This is a genomic window from Novosphingobium sp. SG720 (assembly GCF_012275365.1).
GTDB lineage: Bacteria > Pseudomonadota > Alphaproteobacteria > Sphingomonadales > Sphingomonadaceae > Novosphingobium > Novosphingobium rhizosphaerae.
This window is the reverse complement of record NZ_JAAZQN010000001.1, coordinates 1,638,164-1,656,942: the sequence shown is the minus strand read 5'-3', so window position 1 is coordinate 1,656,942 and position 18,779 is coordinate 1,638,164. Positions and strand designations below refer to the sequence as shown.

16 protein-coding genes are annotated in these 18,779 nt (G+C 66.4%); 3 read left to right on the top strand and 13 right to left on the bottom strand.

The window, feature by feature from the left end:
- Nucleotides 1–30 precede the first annotated feature (30 nt).
- Nucleotides 31–792, top strand: coding sequence for a GntR family transcriptional regulator (locus tag FHW94_RS07470; RefSeq protein WP_168555024.1), 762 nt, complete (start codon nt 31–33; stop codon nt 790–792).
- Here the strand turns inward: FHW94_RS07470 and FHW94_RS07465 are convergent, their stop codons facing one another.
- Nucleotides 793–2,100 carry a HAMP domain-containing sensor histidine kinase gene (locus FHW94_RS07465; protein ID WP_168555023.1) on the bottom strand — a complete coding sequence of 436 codons (1,308 nt, stop codon included), beginning with the start codon at nt 2,098–2,100 and terminating at the stop codon, nt 793–795.
- Nucleotides 2,097–2,822 carry a response regulator transcription factor gene (locus tag FHW94_RS07460; RefSeq protein WP_168555022.1) on the bottom strand — a complete coding sequence of 242 codons (726 nt, stop codon included), beginning with the start codon at nt 2,820–2,822 and terminating at the stop codon, nt 2,097–2,099. Before FHW94_RS07460 ends, FHW94_RS07465 begins: the two co-directional genes overlap by 4 nt.
- Before the next feature lie 176 nt (nt 2,823–2,998).
- Between FHW94_RS07460 and FHW94_RS07455 the strand changes: the two genes are divergently transcribed.
- Together FHW94_RS07455 and FHW94_RS07450 are read left to right on the top strand one after the other, a co-directional pair.
- Complete coding sequence (locus FHW94_RS07455; RefSeq protein WP_168555021.1) at nt 2,999–3,781, top strand: EF-hand domain-containing protein; 783 nt, start codon at nt 2,999–3,001, stop codon at nt 3,779–3,781.
- Nucleotide 3,782: 1 nt separating this feature from the next.
- On the top strand, nt 3,783–6,530 hold the full coding sequence (locus FHW94_RS07450; RefSeq protein ID WP_168555020.1) for a TonB-dependent receptor: 2,748 nt from the start codon (nt 3,783–3,785) through the stop codon (nt 6,528–6,530).
- Between the two features lie 11 nt (nt 6,531–6,541).
- Here FHW94_RS07450 and FHW94_RS07445 read toward each other — a convergent pair whose 3' ends face one another.
- From FHW94_RS07445 to FHW94_RS07395, 11 genes are all read right to left on the bottom strand, one after another.
- Complete coding sequence (locus FHW94_RS07445; RefSeq protein ID WP_246865918.1) at nt 6,542–7,678, bottom strand: GGDEF domain-containing protein; 1,137 nt, start codon at nt 7,676–7,678, stop codon at nt 6,542–6,544.
- 112 nt (nt 7,679–7,790) lie between these two features.
- Nucleotides 7,791–8,219, bottom strand: a complete 429-nt coding sequence (locus FHW94_RS07440) for a BLUF domain-containing protein (RefSeq protein WP_168555019.1) — start codon at nt 8,217–8,219, stop codon at nt 7,791–7,793.
- On the bottom strand, nt 8,209–8,883 hold the full coding sequence (locus tag FHW94_RS07435; RefSeq protein WP_168555018.1) for a LuxR C-terminal-related transcriptional regulator: 675 nt from the start codon (nt 8,881–8,883) through the stop codon (nt 8,209–8,211). Before FHW94_RS07435 ends, FHW94_RS07440 begins: the two co-directional genes overlap by 11 nt.
- A gap of 450 nt (nt 8,884–9,333) precedes the next feature.
- The gene (locus FHW94_RS07430; RefSeq protein ID WP_168555017.1) at nt 9,334–9,966 is read right to left on the bottom strand and encodes a TetR/AcrR family transcriptional regulator; all 633 of its coding nucleotides are present in this window, start codon (nt 9,964–9,966) and stop codon (nt 9,334–9,336) included.
- Nucleotides 9,967–10,016: 50 nt separating this feature from the next.
- Nucleotides 10,017–11,816, bottom strand: coding sequence for a hypothetical protein (locus FHW94_RS07425; RefSeq protein WP_168555016.1), 1,800 nt, complete (start codon nt 11,814–11,816; stop codon nt 10,017–10,019).
- Nucleotides 11,817–11,827: 11 nt separating this feature from the next.
- Nucleotides 11,828–12,934, bottom strand: a complete 1,107-nt coding sequence (locus tag FHW94_RS07420; RefSeq protein ID WP_168555015.1) for a chemotaxis response regulator protein-glutamate methylesterase — start codon at nt 12,932–12,934, stop codon at nt 11,828–11,830.
- Nucleotides 12,935–12,938: 4 nt separating this feature from the next.
- On the bottom strand, nt 12,939–13,808 hold the full coding sequence (locus FHW94_RS07415; RefSeq protein WP_248290314.1) for a protein-glutamate O-methyltransferase CheR: 870 nt from the start codon (nt 13,806–13,808) through the stop codon (nt 12,939–12,941).
- 4 nt (nt 13,809–13,812) lie between these two features.
- Complete coding sequence (locus FHW94_RS07410; protein WP_168555014.1) at nt 13,813–14,310, bottom strand: chemotaxis protein CheW; 498 nt, start codon at nt 14,308–14,310, stop codon at nt 13,813–13,815.
- Nucleotides 14,307–16,139: a methyl-accepting chemotaxis protein gene (locus FHW94_RS07405; protein ID WP_168555013.1), complete on the bottom strand. Its 1,833-nt coding sequence runs from the start codon at nt 16,137–16,139 to the stop codon at nt 14,307–14,309. The genes FHW94_RS07410 and FHW94_RS07405 overlap by 4 nt, the downstream gene beginning before the upstream one ends.
- 74 nt (nt 16,140–16,213) lie before the next feature.
- Entirely contained in the window at nt 16,214–16,759 is a 546-nt protein-coding gene (locus FHW94_RS07400; protein WP_168555012.1) for a chemotaxis protein CheW, read from the bottom strand.
- Complete coding sequence (locus tag FHW94_RS07395) at nt 16,756–18,687, bottom strand: methyl-accepting chemotaxis protein (protein WP_168555011.1); 1,932 nt, start codon at nt 18,685–18,687, stop codon at nt 16,756–16,758. The genes FHW94_RS07400 and FHW94_RS07395 overlap by 4 nt, the downstream gene beginning before the upstream one ends.
- Nucleotides 18,688–18,779: the final 92 nt, after the last annotated feature.

The following is an 18,779-nucleotide window of genomic DNA, read 5'->3' as shown; positions in this document are numbered from 1 at the left end:
CGTCGTAGTGCTTGGGCGTAAAGGAGAGCCATGGGCTTCGTCGATCATATTGGTGCGCTTCGGGAAAACGAAGCCGGGCCGCGGTACATGCGCCTGCAAAAGCTCATCCGCCAAGCCGTCGATAGCCGGCGACTGTCGGCCGGTTCGGCGCTGCCGAGCGAGCGCGACTTGTGCGAGGAATATGGCTTGTCCCGCGTCACCATCCGCAAGGCTATCGATGGCCTGGTGGAAGAGGGCCTGCTGGAGCGGCGCCAGGGCGCTGGCACGTTCGTTTCCGAAAACGTGCAGAAGTCCAGCGGCGGCCGCGTGGAAAAGAGCTTTTCGGCGCTGTCGTCGTTTTCCGAAGACATGATGGCGCGCGGACGCAAGCCCGGCAACAAGTGGATCGATCGTTCCGAAGGGTCGGTCACCCCCGAAGAAGCGCTGTCGCTTGGCCTGTCGCCGGGGTCGAAAGTCTATCGCTTCCAGCGCATCCGCTATGCCGATGGTGAAACCATGGCGCTCGAAGGTGCGACGGTGCCGGGCTGGGGCCTGCCGTCGGTCGGCACGGTGGAAAACTCGCTCTACACCGCCTTGCAGCAGGCCGGCCACCGCCCGGTGCGCGCGCTGCAGCGGGTGCGGGCGATCAGCTTCTCCGCTGACATTGCCGAGTTGCTGGGCATCGCGGCCGGCGATCCATGCCTGTTTATCGAGCGCCGCGCCTTCCTGCCCGATGGGCGGGTGATCGAAATCACCCACAGCTATTATCGCGGCGATGCCTATGATCTGGTTGCCGAACTAAGCGAGGTTTGATCACCCCGCCGTGGGCAGCGTGCCCACGGGCAGCGTGATCGTCACTTCCAGGCCATGGGGCGGACGGTTGCGCGCCGCGATCGTCCCTCCATGGGCCGCGATGGCGCGGTGGGCAATGGCCAAGCCCAGGCCCGGCCCGCCCGAAGGCTGGCCCTGGCCGTCACCAACAGGCTCGCCGCGCACGAACGGTTCGAACATCATGGCCAGCATCGCTTCGGCCACGCCGGTGCCTTCATCCTGTACCGCCAGCACATAAGCACCATCACCCAGTGCAAGCGTTGCCCGCACCGCACCGCCGCGCGGGGTGAACCGCAAGGCATTGCGGACGACGTTGTCGATCGCGCGGTGCACCAGGATCGCCTGGCCGCGCAGGGCAGGGCGGTCTTCTTCCGGCGGCAGATCCGGCGCATAGACCAGCGCGACGCCGGCTGCATCCGCCTCGATCCGGGCTTCGGCCAGGACGCCCGCGACCAGGTCTGCAAGGTCGAAATAATCTTCGCCGGGGGCATCCTGGTGTTCCAGCCGTGCCAGTTGCAGCAATTCGCCCACCAGCCCTTCGAGGCGCCCTGCTTCGTGTTCGATCCGGTCCAGCGCGTGGTCGATCCCCGTGGGCGAGAGGCGGGCAAGGCCGATCGCCAGGGTGAGCCGCGCCAGGGGAGACCGCAATTCGTGGCTGACATCATGAAGCAGCCGGTCACGCATCGCGACCAGTTCTTCCAGCCGCTGCGCCATGCGATCGAAATCGTGCGCCAGATCGGCAATCTCGTCGCGCCGCCGGCCCATGCGCGGCACCAGGCGCGTGCCCAAGTCACCACTGGCCAGTGCGCCAAAACCCTGCCGCAGCCGATTGATCGGGCTGGTAAGATACCAGGCCAGGGCCGCGCTGAACGCCAGGCCGCCCAGCAGGCCCAGCAACAGCATTTCGGGCGGCACGTTCAGGCCATGGGCCGGCCTTGGCCCACGCGGCGCCACCTGATAGCGCAGCCACAGCACGTGCCCGTCGGGCGTGGTCGCCCGTTGGACCAGCCAGACCGGATCGGGCGGCAATGGTTGTGCCAGGCGTTGCAGCCGGGCCTGCTGGCGTGGCGAAAGCCCGGCAACATAGCGATCGAACGCGGCGGTGCCGCCGATGTGGACCAGGTTGGCCCCGGCGGCCAGGATCGTTTGCCCAGCCTCCACCGGGGCCAGCCCATCGGGCCCGGCGTGGCGCAGCCGGTTGGCCTCGAACAGCAGCCAGACGCCTTGGGTAATGGCCAGGAAGGTGATCCAGAACGCGAGCAGGATCTTCCAGAAAAGGCGCGCTTTCATCGCCCGGGCCTGGCCGTGGCCAGCGCCAGCCGATAGCCCACGCCGCGGACGGTTTCGATGCCCAGCGTCGCGGCGGTGGCCGCCTCCAGCTTGAGCCGCAAGTTGCTGACATGGACGTCCACACTGCGGTCATAGCTTTGGCGCGGACGGCCCAGGCCTTGCAGCGAAAGCACATCCTTGGTTGCGACGTCTTCGCCCGCGCGCAACAGCGCCACCAGAATATTGAATTCCGACGGGGTGAGATCGAGCGATGTTCCTTGCCAGGCGGCACGGCGCGCGGCGACCTGCACATCGAGCGGTCCAAGCGTCAGCCGACGGGCCTCTGCCGCCACGGGCAGCGCCGGATCGGGCGCGCGCCGACGCAGGATGGCACGCAGCCGGGCCACCAGCTCGCGCGGGTAATAGGGCTTGGCAACATAATCGTCGGCGCCCAGTTCCAGGCCGACGACACGATCGACCTGGTCGCCCTTGGCTGTCAGCATCAGCACCGGCACCATGCTGGTGGCGCGGATCTGGCGCAGGGCCTCGATCCCGTTGAGGCGCGGTAGCATGACATCGAGGATCACGGCATCGAACCCGCCACCCAGCGCCTGGGCCACGCCGTCGACACCGTTGAACACGGCTTCCACGGCAAAGCCTTCGCGCTCCAGATACTCGCGCAACAGCGCGCTCAGATCGGCATCGTCATCGACAAGCAGAATGCGGGGCGGGTGGTGAGTCATCGGCAGCCTTGGCGCATCGGCGATGTGTTGCGCCGTGTCACCCTGCCTTTTCGAAAACTTTACGCAAGGGTGCGCAAGTCTTGACCCACAGCCTTGCGCGCCTGCGCCATATCGCAGGCCTGTCGCGCGGCTTCCCTCCTCTCCCTTTCTCTGGCCGCGCATCGAAAGGTTGGCTGATGCGCAAGACATTGTCGCTGGTTGGTTGTGCCGTCCTGCTTATGGCAACGCCTGCCCTGGCCCAGATGGGTGGCATGGATGGCGGAATGGGAGGCGGAATGGGCGGGCCGGGCGGTGGTGGCCCAGGCGGCGGCCGCGGCGGTCCTCCGCCCGGTGACGCCCAGCCCAAGCCCCTGGCACCAATCAAGCGCAAGGCGCTGGATGAGCCGGTGGAGCGCATGTTCCGCGCGGCCGACGGCAACCATGATGGCATCGTGACTCTGGCCGAACTCGAAGCGGTAATCGCGGCCCGGCGCGAGGCGATCATCCGCGCGCGGTTCGAACGGATCGATACCGATCACGATGGCCACGTCACCATCGAGGAATTCATGGCCTGGCAGAAGGGCCTGGGTTCGGTGGCGGCGGGCGAAGACCGCACCGTGGCCGATCGTGGCGGGCCGGTGCCCGAAACCATCGCGCCGGAACTGGGCACCAAGATGCAGGATCGCGTCCTGGCCCTGCTGATCGAGCCGCTCAGCGCCATGACGATCGTGGACGCCAACACCAATTACGATGCCGGCGTTTCGCTTGATGAACTGCTGACGTTCGAACGCAAGCGCTTCGACACTGCCGATTTCGATCACGATGGCACGCTTTCGGCCGATGAAGTGCAGGAAATGATGCGCAAGTTGACCAAGGGCCGCGGCGGTCCGGGAGGGCCAGGTGGCCCTGGCGGACCGGGTGGGTTTGCTGGCCCGCCGCCGGGCGGCCGCAACGGGCCTCCGCCGCAAGATGGGCAGTAACGTGGCACGCGGCCGTGGTTCACTGCTGGCTGGGGCGGCCCTGTTGCCCTGGCTTGTGGCAGCGCCCGCACTGGCCCAAGCGGCCAAGCCGGCACAAGCGCAAGCCCCAGCCCAAGCCCAAGCCGGCGACAACGACGCCATCGTCGTGTCTGGCAAGGCCGTGCCAGGCGCGGTGATCGGCGATATCCCGCCGGAAAACTCGCTCAACCCCGCCGATATCGCCGCCTATGGCGTTGGCACGGTGAGCGAGCTGCTCGACCAGATCGCCGCGCAGACGCAAAGCGACCAGGGGCGCAGCAACGACGGCCCGGTGGTGCTGGTCAACGGCAAGCGTGTTTCGGGCATCAACGAAGTCAAGGACTTGCCAACCGAGTCCGTGCTGCGCGTGGATATCCTGCCGGAAGAGGTCGCGTTGCGATATGGCTATGATGCCCAGGCCAAGGTGGTCAACGTGATCCTGCGCCGCCGCTTTCGCGCGCGGGTGGCGAACCTATCGGCGGGGCTGGCAACCCAGGGTGAGGGACAAAACGGCACGGCCGACGTGACCTGGACCCGCATTCGCGACAACGACCGCACCAACGTGGCCTTGCGTGCCAGCGGGCAGAATTCCCTGCTGGAAAGCGATCGTGGTGTCACCACCGACACCAGCGGTGCGACCGATCCCACCGGCACGCTGGGCAACCAGGCGGGCAATCGCACCCTGCAACCAGCCACGCAGACGGTGGGGGCCAACGCCACCCTGGCGCGGCAACTTGCCGACAAGGTGAACCTGAGCATCAATGCCCAGGGCAGCTATACCGCCAGCAATGCGCGCAATGGCCTGGCCACGGCCACGCTCGACATTCCCGCCAACAGCCCCTTTGCCGATGGCACGGCCACCAGTGTCGATCGCATACTCTCGTCCGATCCGCTCAAGCAGACCACGCGCACGGCCACGGCGGGGGCGGGGATGACGCTCAACGCCGATCTTTCCACGCGCTGGCATCTCTCGCTGATCGGCAGCTACAGCCATGGTGATACGCGCACGGGCAGCGATCGTGGATACGACACCACGGCGTTGCAGACCGCGCTGGCAGCAGGCGATGCGACTGTCGATCCCTATGGTACCTTTTCGGCCAGCCAGTTGGGCGCCATGCTGCGTGACAGCAGCACGGCGATCAGCGACAGCGGCAGCGCGAGCGTGCTGGTCCATGGCAAGGCGGTGCACCTGCCAGCCGGCGACGCAGCGATTTCGCTGCGCGTCGGGGGCGATCTCTCCAGCCTGCGCTCGCGCGCGGTGACACAAAGCGGGGCCAGCCAATCGACCGCCAGCCGCAGCAATACGAGCGGGCAATTGAGCCTGGACCTGCCCATCGCCAGCCGGAGCAAGGGCGTGCTGGGCGCGCTGGGCAAAGTGACCGCCAATCTCAACGCCTCAGTAACGCAGGTATCCGATTACGGCGCGTTGGGCACGCTGGGCTATGGCCTCACGTGGGTGCCGCGCGACGGGATCAGCCTGATCGCCGCGGTGGACGAAGACCGATCTGCCCCCACATTGGCGCAGCGCAGCGGGCCGCTGGTATCGACGCAGAACGTGAGGGTCTATGACCAGGCCACGGGGCAGACCGCGTTGGTGACGCAGATCACGGGCGGCAATGCGGCGCTCGCGGCCGACAACCGGCACGTGTTCAAGCTGGCGGCCACGGTCAAGCCCTGGAGCAAGCTGAACCTGACGCTGACGGCCAACTATATCGAAGTGCGCAACCGTAACGCCATCGTCAGCCCCGGCGGGGCGACAGTGGCCTTGATGGATGCCTTTCCCGATCGCTATGTGCGCGATGCGCAAGGCACGCTGGTGTCGATCGACAGCCGCGCGCTCAACATCGCCTCGCAGGAAACCCACAAGTTGCGCTGGGGCTTCAATTTCACCCAGGTGCTGCGCGCCGCCAAGCGGCCCCCGCTGCCGCCAGGCATGCGTCCGCCCTGGCTGGACTCACGCGCCGGGCTTGCCGGCAAGCAAGGCGCCGCGCCGTCAACCGGCGATGGATCTCCCGCTGCGGCGGACAATGACATGCCCATGCCGCCCCCGCCCGGCAGTGGCGAAGACGGCGCCATCGTGGTGGATGGCAATCGCCCGCAAGATCCCAGCGCGCCGCGCGGTTTTGACGGGCCGCCCGATGGCATGCCTCCCCCGCCGGATGGCATGGGACCACCGCCGGGGATGGGGCCGCCGCCCGGCGGCTTTGGCGGCCCCGGCGGGTTTGGTCCGCGCGGGCCAGGGGGCTTTGGCGGGGGCGACAACGGCGCCAGGCTACAGCTTTCGGTCTATCATAGCTGGATTTTCAGCGACCGCGCGGTGTTGCAGCAGGGGGCGGCTGCGGTCGATCTGCTCCAAGGGGGCACGCTCGCCGGATCGGCCGAGGCGCGGCATTCGGTGGATGCGAACCTTGGCGTGACCGACAATGGCCTGGGCGCGCGGCTGGAAGGCAACTGGAAAAGTGCAGCGCACATGGACAGCGGCACCAGTGCGGGCAACTTGCGCTTTGCTCCGTTGGCTACGCTGGACCTGCGGCTGTTTGCCAATCTGGCCAATCGCTTCCCCCGGCAGGCCTGGGCCAGGGGCACGCGCGTGTCGTTGAGCGTCGACAATCTTTTCAACCGGCGCCAGCGCGTAACCGATGCCAGCGGGGCAACACCGGCCGCCTATCAGCCCGCGACGATCGACCCATTGGGGCGGACCGTGCTGCTCAGCCTGCGTCGGGTGTTCTGATCGGCTTGGGCTCAGGCCACGCGGCGCGGATGGGCGCCGCGTGCGCGCTTGGCCTGGTAGAGCCGGGCGTCGGCGGCATGAAGCAGGCTGTCGAGCGGATCGGCGCGGTTGTCGCTCACCACCGTCCCCACGCAAGTGGAAATGCGAATGGTGTGGCTATCCAGTTCGAATGGATCGGCAATGGTGGTGCGCAAACGCTCGGCCAGGAGCGTGGCTTCCTCGGCGCGAGACAGGCCGAACTGGACCACGGCGAATTCGTCACCGCCCAGACGCGCCACGATATCCCCGTTGCGGATCGCGCCGCGCAGCCGGTTGGCCACTTGCTCCAGCAGCCGGTCGCCCGTGGCATGGCCATAGGCATCGTTGACCGGCTTGAATCCGTCGAGATCGAGGTAGTGCACCGCGATCAGGCCGTGGGTGGACATCAACTGGGCATTGGCCTCGAAATGCTCGCGCAGGGCCAGGCGATTGGGCAAGGCCGTCAGGTTGTCGCGCCGGGCCAGTGACAGCGAGACCAGGCGGTGGCCGATTTCGGCCATGACCATGTCGTGGCGCATCTTGAGCGATTGCCGCCCCCCGGTGACATAAGCGGTGGCGATGAACGCCATGCCGATCGACAGCGGGTGGGCTTCGAGCAGTGCCACGAATAGCGTGGGCGCCATCGCCAGGGCCATGAACGCCGTGGCCAGGCGCGGCCGCGATCCCACGCCCGTGGCGATGCCCGCACAAAAGCCGACCAGGACACAGATCGTCAGGGTGCGCGCATCAGCGTGGCCCAGCCAGAACACGCGGCCTCCGATCAGGCCAAGCAGCGCTGAAAACACGCCATAGGGCAGGGCGAAATACAGTTCGAGCCGCCGCGCGGCCGCGCGATCGAGCAGGGCGGTCAACGCGTGGTGGCGCAAGCGCATGGTCAGCGTGATCCGCGTGGCCCATGCCAGCGTGGCCAGGCCGCCCAGCACCATGATCGGCATGTCGAGCGTGGCATGCAGAACCAGCGCCAGATAGGTGGCAAAGATCACGGCCATGTAGATGGCCTGCAGCACCGAAGCATAGAGCCCGCGCACCAGCTCGGCATAGACCCGATCGGCCAAGGCGGCCCCACCGATGGCGGTATCGGGATGGGTGCCGGCGTTCGTTTCGAACATTGTCCTGCGCACTGGGGCCGTACTCCGCACCGCGCCGCCAAATGCGAACGCAGTCCTTCATTATGCGTAACATCACGTCACAGAGTTAATATTTGTTGCTCATCGCATTGGCTCAGGCCGGGCGCGGTGCAGGAAAGGCAAAGGCCTGCAGCAGGCGAACCAGCGTGGGCACGCGATCGGCCAGATTGATTGCCTGCTGCACCTGGGCGGCAAGGTAGGCGGAGCCGCCGGCATAGGCCAGCGACCAATCCGCAAACCGCCGCTGCGCGAGCGTGCCTTCGTCAAGCGTGCGGATGCCGGCATGGCGAGGATCGCGGCAGATCGTGGCGCGCATCATCGCCAGCGCGGGCTCGGGGCCTTCCAGCGCCTGGACGAAATGTGATCCGGTGAACAGCAGCGCGCCGGTCAACGCCAGCTGTGCATTGCGGGCAACCGCCTGCGCCACCAGCGCATCCACCGTGTTGGCGGCCCAGGCGGGCGCCACCATGCACCGGCTGACGTAAAGCCAATGGCCGAGCGGCACCGTCGCTTCAGGCCGCATCGAGGCCTTGGTCCAGGATGCCGGTCAGGATGGCGAAGCGGATCAGCGCTGCCAGATTGTCCATCTGCAGCTTCTGCATGATATTACCGCGGTGCATTTCCACCGTGCGTACCCCGATGTGCAGCCGTTCGGCAATGGCGCGGTTGGTAAGGCCGGCGACCACGCCGCGCAGCACTTCCTGTTCGCGGGGCGTCAATTGCGTGGTGAGCGCGGTGGCCTGGCCCACGCGCTGCTGCTTGGCCACGCGTGCGGGCAGTATGGAAAAGCCATGGTCGAGCACCGGGCGCAGCGTTTCGACACGGATCGGGATTTCCAGGAAATCGACCGCGCCCGCGCGCAACGCTTCGACCACGTCGCGGATGGTTGGCGCCTGGGCCATGACGATGACCGCCATTTCCGGCCGCAACGCAAGCACGCTGCGCACCATGGCGCCAGGGCCTTCATCATCATCCGTGCTGGCATCGGCTTCGGGCGATGCCCCGCGCCAGGCCATGAGCACGCAGCCGGCCTGGATATAGCCGAGCGCTTCTTCCAGATCGGCGGTTTGCGAAAAGGGGTGGCAGTCCAATCCTTGCTTACGCACCATCAGGGTCACATCCCGGCGATGCAGGGTATCGCTATCCACGATGTGCACGGTGCGTTGCGGCACGATGATTTCGCCCATCCCGGTCCGGCATGGCCGAACCTCCTCTGTTATAACCGAATTCAGCTTTAGTTCGGGGTCACGGCGGCCAATACCGTAGGGCTACGGTGTGGCACCGCTGGACGCGATATTTGCAACAATATGCAAAACGATTGCAAACAGTTCTGGGAAGCAGTGGTGCCGAACCGGTTCCGTCGAGGCGCGTAGGCGGGCACGAACGCGCATCGACGAAACCGGGGCCAGGCCCTGCCGGCGGCCTTGGGACAAGACACGCAGCAGTAGTCCTTGACCGACGCGCAGGGGACGCGTCGCACCATGAAAGCCCTTGGTGGGCCGCGGGGAGGGGGGAGGCCGGCTTAAGGGGGGGGCCGGCTGGGCCCAAGGCTTTCAATACCAATTGGTATAGAAAGCGCGTGGAGCGGCGTCAACCGCTTTATATACCGAGCGGTATTGCAAACGTATGTGGGGCAGTCATCGTCCCGGCCAGAGCGACAGGGCCGTTTCAGCAATGGCGTGAAGTCGCGCGGCATCGGCGCCGGCGCTGGCTTGAACGCTCATGCCGCTCAAGATGCAAAGGCAATGGGCGGCCAGCGACGGCGCGCTGTAACCAGGGAAATCGCCCTCGGCCTCGGCGCGAACGAAGCGATCGAGAATGGCCTGTTCGTAGGCAGAGCGTCGCGCAATGACTTCGCGCCGCATCGATTCGTCATAAGTCGTCGATGCCACGGCATTCATCACGCCGAAACAGGCGCGGCCGGAATCGCGGCCGGCCAGCATCGTCAGTGCATCGCCCAGCAGCGCTTCCATCACGCCGCGCGCGGTCGGTGCGCCCAGCGCTTCTCTCACGAACGCCAGCTTGTCCCGCTCGTAAAGGTCCAAGGCCTTGCGAAACAACGCTTCCTTGTTGCCGAAACAGGCATAGAGGCTGGGCCGGGTGATGCCCATGGCTTCGGTCAGTTCCGAAAGCGAGGCGCCGTCATAGCCCCGGGTCCAGAACACACGCAGTGCGGCAAGCAGCGCAGCATCGGGATCGAACTGGCGCGGACGACCCCGGCCTGGATTGCCGGCATCGACGCGCTGGATGGGTGTCTCGGTCAGGCTCATCACTGCAGGACTATAGACAGGCCTTGCCTCAGGTCCAGCGAGCGCGGCAATCAGAACAACGCATCGTCGAACAGGGCATCGTCATCGTCACCGCCCGATGGACCAAAGCCTTGCGCGGGTTCGCTGCTGGTCAAGGGGGCCATGCCTTCCAGCAGGAAGCGATCGTGCACCACGCGCTCGCTGGCCATGGTGTAGATCTGCCCAAGCGCGCCCATGAGGCCCGCGATGGCGGCATGCGCGCCGGCGTCCTGGCGGCCGCCAGTGCCGGCCAGATCGGCCGTGCGCACCGCGATCACCTCGATCGTCTTGGCCAGATCCAGGCTCACTTCCAGTTCGTCGCGCGTCTTGCGCAGCATCGTGGCGATCGTGTCGCTCTGCTTCCCCGCCACGGCGATCGCCTGTTCGGTCCGCTGGGCGCCCTGCCGGATCATCGCCAGCGACTGCGCCAGTTCATCGCCGGTGCCGGTTTCGCCGGAACGATCGGTGCCGCGCATCGCGGCGGAACAATTGCTCAGGTCGCTCGCAGCCGCATTGATATGCGTGACGGCCCCATCAAGCGTTTCGGCATGGCTGCGGATTTCGTTGGCGATGACCGTCATCGGCCGGCCGATCGCCTCGACGCGGCGGCACGAAAGACCGATGTTGATTGCCATCAACTGCACGTCCACGCGCAAGTGGCGGATCATGGCGGCGCGGGCCATCAGGTCTTCCACCGTGGTGATGATCAGTTCCAGGGTCTGTTCGGCCTGGGCATCGGCTTCCTGCAACTGGCCAATCATCGCGGTCGCTTCGGCAATGCCACCTTCCAACTCGCGCAGGAACGCGGCCTCGCGTGCGGTGCGGCCATCCTCTTCGGCGCCTTCGCCCTGCGCGGGTTGCTCGTGCGGGGCCTGGAGTGCCAGCAGGCGGTTGGCCTCCGGCTCCAGATCGTGGAGCGAATCGACCAGCACCAGCGTTTCGCGGCGGAAATCGATCGCCGTCTCTTCCAACTGCGCATGCAGCAGGGCGAGCAGGTGGTGACAGGCCGCTTCCTCTGCCGGATTGGCCGGCGCGCGGCCGCCCAGGTGTGCGTCGAGCATTTCGCATCCGGCCAGCACGTGTTCCAACCGCTGGCGCGCAATGTCGCCGATCTGGATCGCCCCCAGCACGGCCGCCACTTTGGTCTGGATCGTCGCGGCGATCTCGCCGGTGGTGCGCGCCATGGCGGCCAGGCTGTCCTGGTGGGTCTGCAGTGCCTCGGCATCGCGGATCAAACGGTCGGGGACTTGCGGCACCACGCGCGCGCATTCGCTGACCAGGCGGGAATCCGAACGCAGCATGCTGGCAACGCCCCGTTCCAGTTCGGCCAGGCGGCCGTCGAAACCAGCGGCATCGGCTTTGCCCATATCCAGCTTTTGCGCCATCAGATCGGCGAAATCGACGAAATCGCGCGCGCCCCCGGCCGCGATCTTGACGTTCATGCCATAGATCTTGAGCGCTTCGAGCGTGCGCTGCAGATCGTGGATCTGCGCCGTCAGCCGGGCCGAAACGGCGCGGATATGGCCCACCTGTTCGGCGCGCCGGTTGGCCTGCTCTGCCACGCGATAGAGGCGCTTGGCGGCGCGCGTCAGGTTGCCGACCGCCCCGGTGCCGTCGCTGGCACCCAGCGCCGCGCTGATCTGCCCCAGCGTGCCCACCACGGCAGAGATCGCCTCCACCGTGCGTTCCAGCGTGGTGCCGATGCGGGTGAAGTGATCGTCCAGCCCATGGAGGATGTCTGCCAGGCGCAGGCGCAGCGGCGCGGTCAGCGCGCCATCGGCCGGCGGTGGCTGGCTTTCTGTCATGGGGTGCATCACGGGTTCTGCCTGCATCGCGGCTCTCCTTACCGGGCCGTGGCCTGCAACAGTTCCTGGGCGATGGCCCCCAGTGGCACGATCTTGTCGGCCGCGTCGCGCGCGATCGCTTCCTTGGGCATCCCGAACACCACCGACGTCGCTTCGTCCTGGGCCATCGTGCGCGCGCCGGCCTGCTTCATTTCCAGCAGGCCGCGTGCGCCGTCATCACCCATCCCGGTCATGATGATGCCCACCGCATTCGATCCGGCGCAACGCGCGGCAGAGCGGAACAGCACGTCCACCGAGGGTCGGTGGCGGCTGACCAACGGCCCATCGCGCACCGATACGAGATAGCGCGCGCCCTGGCGTTCGAGCAGCATGTGCTTGCCGCCCGGCGCGATCAGCACGTGGCCGCGCATCACCGTGTCGCCATCTTCGGCTTCCTTCACCGTCACCGCGCACAGCCCATCGAGCCGGCGGGCAAAGGCGCGGGTGAAGTGCTCGGGCATGTGCTGGACGATGACGATGCCCGGTGCATTGGCCGGCAAGGCTTCCAGCACTTCGCGCAAGGCCTCGGTCCCGCCGGTAGAAGCGCCGACGCAGACGACCATCTCGGTGGTTCGGCTCATCGCCTTGCTGCCCGGTGCACGGCTGGGCGGGGGCGGCAGAACGGCATCGGCCGTCAATTTGGGCTGGGTGCCCAGCGCCGGCGCCGACCTCGCGCCGCCACGCCCGCCCGGCCGCACCTTGGCGCGCGCCGCAGCCTTGACCGTGTCGCGGATCATCAGCCGGCTTTCGGAAAGATGATCGGCCACGCCCATGCGCGGCTTGAGGATGACGTCCACCGCGCCGGCATGCATCGCTTCGAGCAAGGTTTCCGAGCCTTCCTCGGTCAACGAGGAGCACATGACCACAGGAACCGGGCATTGCTGCATCAGCTTGCGCAGGAACGTGATGCCATCCATGCGCGGCATTTCCACATCCAGCGTGATCACGTCGGGCACCTGCTCCTGGATGTGGCGCGCCGCGGCAAAGGGATCGGCCGCGGTGGCCACCACTTCCAGTTCAGGATCTTCTTCGAGGATCGCCTTCATGGTCTGGCGCACGCTGGCGCTGTCGTCGATGACCAGGACGCGGATTCTTCGAGCCGGCATCGGTCTATCTCCTTTGGAATATCGTATTGCCGACAGAGGTCAGCGGCAGATCGAACCCGGCGATCGATTCCGAATGGCCCACGAACAGGTAGCCACCCGGCGCAAGGCAATCGATCAGCCGTGTCACCACTTGCTTCTGCGTGGGCTTGTCGAAATAGATCAGAACGTTGCGGCAAAAGATCAGGTCAACCGGATGGCCGATGGCATAGGCCTGCTCCATCAGGTTGAGCTGGGCGAAACCGACCTTGGCCCGCAGCCGGTGATGGATCCGCGCCTCGTTGCCGCGTGCCCCCTGGCCCATGCCGACGAAGCGCTGGCGCAGCGTTGCCGGCACGGCCTCGATCATGTCGCGGGGGTAGATGCCCTTGCGCGCGGTGGCGAGCACGTTGGTATCGAGGTCGGTGGCAAGGATCGCATAATCGGGGCCGCCGTTGTTCTGCGCGAAATCCTCCATGACCATCGCGATGGTATAAGGCTCCGCCCCGGTGGAGCACGCCGCGCTCCACGCGCGTATCAGTTGGCGCCGCTTGGCCGCCATCGCGGGCAGGATCGTTCGGCCCAGGTATTCGAAATGGCGCGGTTCGCGAAAGAAATCGGTCTTGTTGGTGGTCACCGCGTTGATCAGGTGGACCACTTCGTCGCTGTCCGCGCCTTCGCCCAGGACGAAGCGGCAATAGGCTTCCAGCGTGTCGAATTCCAGCGCCCGCGCGCGGCGGCGCAGGCGGCCTTCCACCATGGTCTGCTTGGCGGCGGGCATGCGGATGCCGCACTGGTCATAGATGAAAGTGGACAGGTGCTTGAACGTGCGCGGCGTGATGCCATCGTTGGTGCCGGGCGGCGCCAGGGGGATGGTTGCAAGGGGGGACGATGCCACGTGATCAATACTCCACTTGCGCCACAACGCTGTCTTCGCTGCCGAAAATGCGCGCCACATCCAGGATGACGACAAAGCCCTCGGCCTCGCGCACCACGCCATCGACAAATTCCGCGCGCCATCCCGTGCCGATGTCGGGTGCCGGCTCGATCCGTTCGCCCGACAGCGTGCTGACGGCGAGCACGCGGTCGATGACAATGCCCAGCGCCAGGGTGCGATCGGGCAGCGGCACGTCCAGGATGATGATCCGCGTGGCCAGCGTGGGCTCGGCCGGTGGCAGGCCCAGGCGGCGGCGGAAATCCACGGTGGGCACGCCCAGCCCGCGCACGTCGGTCAGGCCCAGGAAATGGGCCGGGCCGCCGGGCACGTGGCTGGGTGCCTGGTAATCGAGGATTTCGCGCACCAGCACGACCGGCACGGCAAAGACTTCCCGCCCCAGGCCGAACGTCACGACCTGGAGATCATCGCGGGCGAGCGTGGCGCAAGGGGCGGGCGCGGTCATGCCACGGCCTGGCCGAAATCGGCGTCGTCTTCGTCGGCGGCGCCAGCGGTCATGTCGATGGCAAAGCCCTTGAGGCGTGCCTGCTGGTCTCCGATCGAGCCAGGGCGCGCGCCTTTGCGGGCTGCCGGTTTCGCCGCTGTGGCCTTGGCCTTGGCGGGCTTGGCGGCATGCGGCTTGTGCTTGGCCGCAGGCGCGGCGGCACGCACGGCCGGGCGGGCATTGGCATCCACCTTGAAGTACGAGATGCTGGCCTGCAGCTCCTCGGCCTGGGCGGCGAGTTCTTCCGAGGTGGCCGAAATCTCTTCGGAGGCGCCGGCGTTCTGCTGCGTCACCTGGTCAAGCTGCTGGATCGCCTCGTTGATCTGGGCTGCGCCGATGTCCTGTTCGCGGCAGGCAGCGCTGATCTCGCTGATCAGCTCGGCGGTGCGACGAATATCGGGCACCAGGCGGGTCAACATCTCGCCCGCTTCGGCCGCGGCCTTGACCGTGTCAGACGAGACGGCGCCGATTTCCGATGCGGCGGTCTGGCTGCGCTCGGCCAGCTTGCGCACTTCGCTGGCCACCACGGCAAAGCCCTTGCCGTGTTCACCCGCACGCGCGGCCTCGACCGCGGCATTCAGCGCGAGCAGGTCGGTCTGCCGGGCGATTTCCTGGACGATACCGATCTTGTCGGCGATCGTGCGCATGGCTTCCACCGCGCGGTTGACCACCACGCCCGAGGCTTCTGCATCCTTGGACGACTGGCGCGCGATCTTTTCGGTCTGCGCGGCGTTGTCGGCGTTCTGCTTGATGTTGGCCGCCATCTCTTCCATCGAGGCAGAGGCCTGCTCGGCCGCGGCGGCCTGCTCGGTCGCGCCTTGCGAGACCTGTTCCGAGCTGGCGGCGAGTTGCTGGCTGCCGGCCGAAACATTTTCCGAAGCCGCACTGGCATCCGAAACCACGTCGCGCAGGCGATCGATCATGGCGACCAGCGCAAGGCCCAGCCTGTCACGCTCCGACAGGGCAACATGGTTCACCGTCAGGTCGCCATTGGCGATCAGGTCGGCGAGTTCGGCCGTCTTGCGCAAGTTGGCGGTCATCTGGTTGACCAGGGCGATCAGGTCGGCGATCTCGTCGTCGCTGTCGGCCGTTACTGTCACGTCAAGGTCGCCCACTGCCACCGCGTCGACCACGCTGGTGATCTTGCCCAGGCCACGCGAAACGACCCGACCGATCCAATACGCCCCGGCAAGCGCGATGAGCAGGGCAATCACCCCCGCCGCGATCAGCAGCGAGCGCGCCGCATTATAGAGATCGTTGGTATCCGAATCCGCCTTTTTCATCTGCTTCTGCTGGATCTGCACCAGCTGCTCCAGCGTGTCTTCCATCGCCGAGGCCGCGGTGCGGGATTCGGTGATGGAAAGCGTTCCGGCTTCTTCGTTGCGGTTTTCCATGGCCAGCGCGCGCATGCGGCGGTTGGCATCCTTGAGCACCTGCCACTGCTGCGCAAGCTTGGCCCAGAACGGCTTGCCTTCTTCGCTGGCAAGCTCGGTGCCCTTGGCCAGGATTCCCTCGATCTTTTGGACTGTGGCATCGGATTCGGTGTTGAACTTGGCGGTCAGGGCAAGGTCGGAAGTCAGGGCCATGTTCTTTTCACGGCGCAACAGGCGGTTGACCTCGATCACTTCTTCCTGCGCCAGGCTGAGGCGCACGACCGGGCCGGCGATCACCTCGGTGATCGCGGAATTGAGCGTGTTGAGGCGGCTGATCGACAGGCCGATCACGGCCGCCATGACGATGATGAGAACGGCAAAGGTAGCCGCCAGTTTGATCTTGATAGTGGGACGCATGGCTATTCCCCTGAAGCTGTTGGGGGCAATTCGGTCTGGTGGCGCTCGCGGATCGACGGGCGGCCTGGCGCCTTTCAGATCAACACGGACATGGGCAGCCTCCCGCTATCGGCGTCCCCGGGGGAAATGGGCGGGTTGGCCAGCACCGGATCTTCGCCCGCAAAGATGCGCGGCAGATCCAGCACCACCACGAAACCGTCGGCATCGCGAACCACGCCGTGGACGAACTGTGCGCTCCATTCCGTGCCGATGTCGGGTGCCGGCTCGATCCGTTCGCCCGAAAGCGTGACGACGGCGAGCACCCGGTCGATGACGATGCCCAGCGCAAGGGTGCGATCGGGCAGCGGCACGTCCAGAATGATGATCCGCGTAGCCAGCGTGGGCTCGGCCGGTGGCAGGCCCAGGCGGCGGCGGAAATCCACGGTGGGCACGCCCAGCCCGCGCACGTCGGTCAGGCCGAGGAAATGGGCCGGGCCGCCGGGCACATGGCTGGGTGCCTGGTAATCGAGGATTTCGCGCACCAGCACGACCGGCACGGCAAAGACTTCCCGCCCCAGGCCGAACGTCACGACCTGGAGATCATCGCGGGCGAGCGTGGCGCAAGGGGCGGGCGCGGTCATGCCACGGCCTGGCCGAAATCAGCGTCGTCTTCGTCGGCGCTGCCAGGCGCCATGTCCAGGGCAAAGCCCTTGAGGCGTGCCTTCTGCTCGGCGATCGAGCCGGGACGCCCCTTGCGCACCGGGCCCTTGGGCGTGCGCACTGCGGTCTTGGCCGCCTTGGCCAAAGGCTTGGGCGCAGTCGCGCGCCCCGCCGCGCGGCCATGTTCCTCGATGCGGAAATAGGCGATGCTGGCTTGAAGCTCTTCGGCCTGGGCGGCAAGTTCTTCCGACGTGGCCGAAATCTGTTCGGATGCGCCGGCGTTCTGCTGCGTCACCTTGTCGAGTTGCTGGATCGCCTCGTTGATTTGCGTGGCGCCGATGTCCTGCTCGCGGCAGGCGGCGCTGATCTCGCTGATCAGCTCGGCGGTGCGGCGAATATCGGGCACCAACTTGCCCAGCATTTCACCCGCTTCGGCGGCAGCCTTCACCGTGTCCGACGACACTGCCACGATTTCCGATGCGGCGGTCTGGCTGCGTTCGGCCAGCTTGCGCACTTCGCTGGCCACCACGGCAAAGCCCTTGCCGTGTTCGCCCGCGCGCGCGGCCTCGACCGCGGCATTCAGCGCGAGCAGGTCGGTCTGCCGGGCGATTTCCTGGACAATGCCGATCTTCTCGGCGATCGTGCGCATCGCATCGACCGCGCGGTTGACCACCACGCCCGAGCTTTCGGCATCCTTGGACGACTGGCGCGCGATCTTTTCGGTCTGCGCGGCGTTGTCGGCGTTCTGCTTGATGTTGGCCGCCATCTCCTCCATTGAGGCAGAGGCCTGCTCGGCCGCGGCGGCCTGTTCCGTCGCGCCTTGCGAAAGCTGTTCCGAACTGGCGGCGAGTTGCTGGCTGCCGGCCGAGACGTTTTCCGCCGCAGCCGTCGATTCCGAAACCACGTCGCGCAGGCGGTTGATCATCGACACCAGCGAATTGCCCAGACGGTCCCGCTCGGACGAGGCGGTGTGGTTCACCGTCAGGTCGCCTTCCGACAGGCTGTTGGCCACATTGGCCGCGGCCCGCATGTTGTCGATCATCGCGATGAGCGCCTTGCCCAGGCGGTCGCGGTCAGACAGCAGCTTGACCTGGGTTTCCAGGTCGCCAAGGGCGATTTCGTCGGCGATGTCGGCCGTAGCCCGCAAGTTGGTGATCATGGCGTTGAGCGCGCGCATGACTTCGGCAATCTCGTCGTTGGAGGTGATTTCGACCAGGTGATCGAGATCGCCTTCGGCAACGGTGCTGACCGCCGCGTTGATCTGGCGCAGGCCGCGCGCAACCATGCGGCCGATCCACACGGCGCCACCCACCGCGACCAGCAACGCCAGCAGCGTAACGACCACCACGATCGTCCGCACGCTGCCATAGAGCGAGGCCGTCCGGCTTGCCGCTTCGCGCATGGCCTTGCTCTGGCCCGCCACGATGTCGCTCAAGGTCTTTTCCATTTCCACCGCAGCGCGACGGCCATCGGTGATCGAAATCTTGGCGGCAGCATCGTTGTCGTTTTGCATGGCCAGCGCCCGCATGCGCGTATTCGCTTCCTTCAGCGCGTTCCACTGTTCGTCGGCGCGGTTCCACAGCGGGCGCACGTCTTCGGTGGAAGTCTGGGCGCCCTTGTCGATCAGGTCTTCGATCGCGCGTATGGTGTTTTCCGACTGGGTGTTCCAATCGCGCGTAAGGCCAAGATCATCGGTAAGCGCCATGTTCTTTTCAAAGCGCACCAGCTTGCTCATCTCGATGGACGTCTCCTGCGCCAGCGACAGGCGCGCAGCGGGGCCGGAGATGACATCGCTCATGGCGCTGTTGAGCGAGCCGAGGGAATTGATCGAAAGGCCGGCAATGGCCGTCATCATCAGGATCAGAGCCACGAAGGTGGCCCCCAGTTTCAACTTGATTGTTGCACGCATGGCGACGGGTCCTCGCTTTTGCATCTGGGTGCGGCCAAGATCGCAAGGGCCGCCGTTGGTCGGTTTCAGGTCAGGGAAAACAGGCTGCCGCG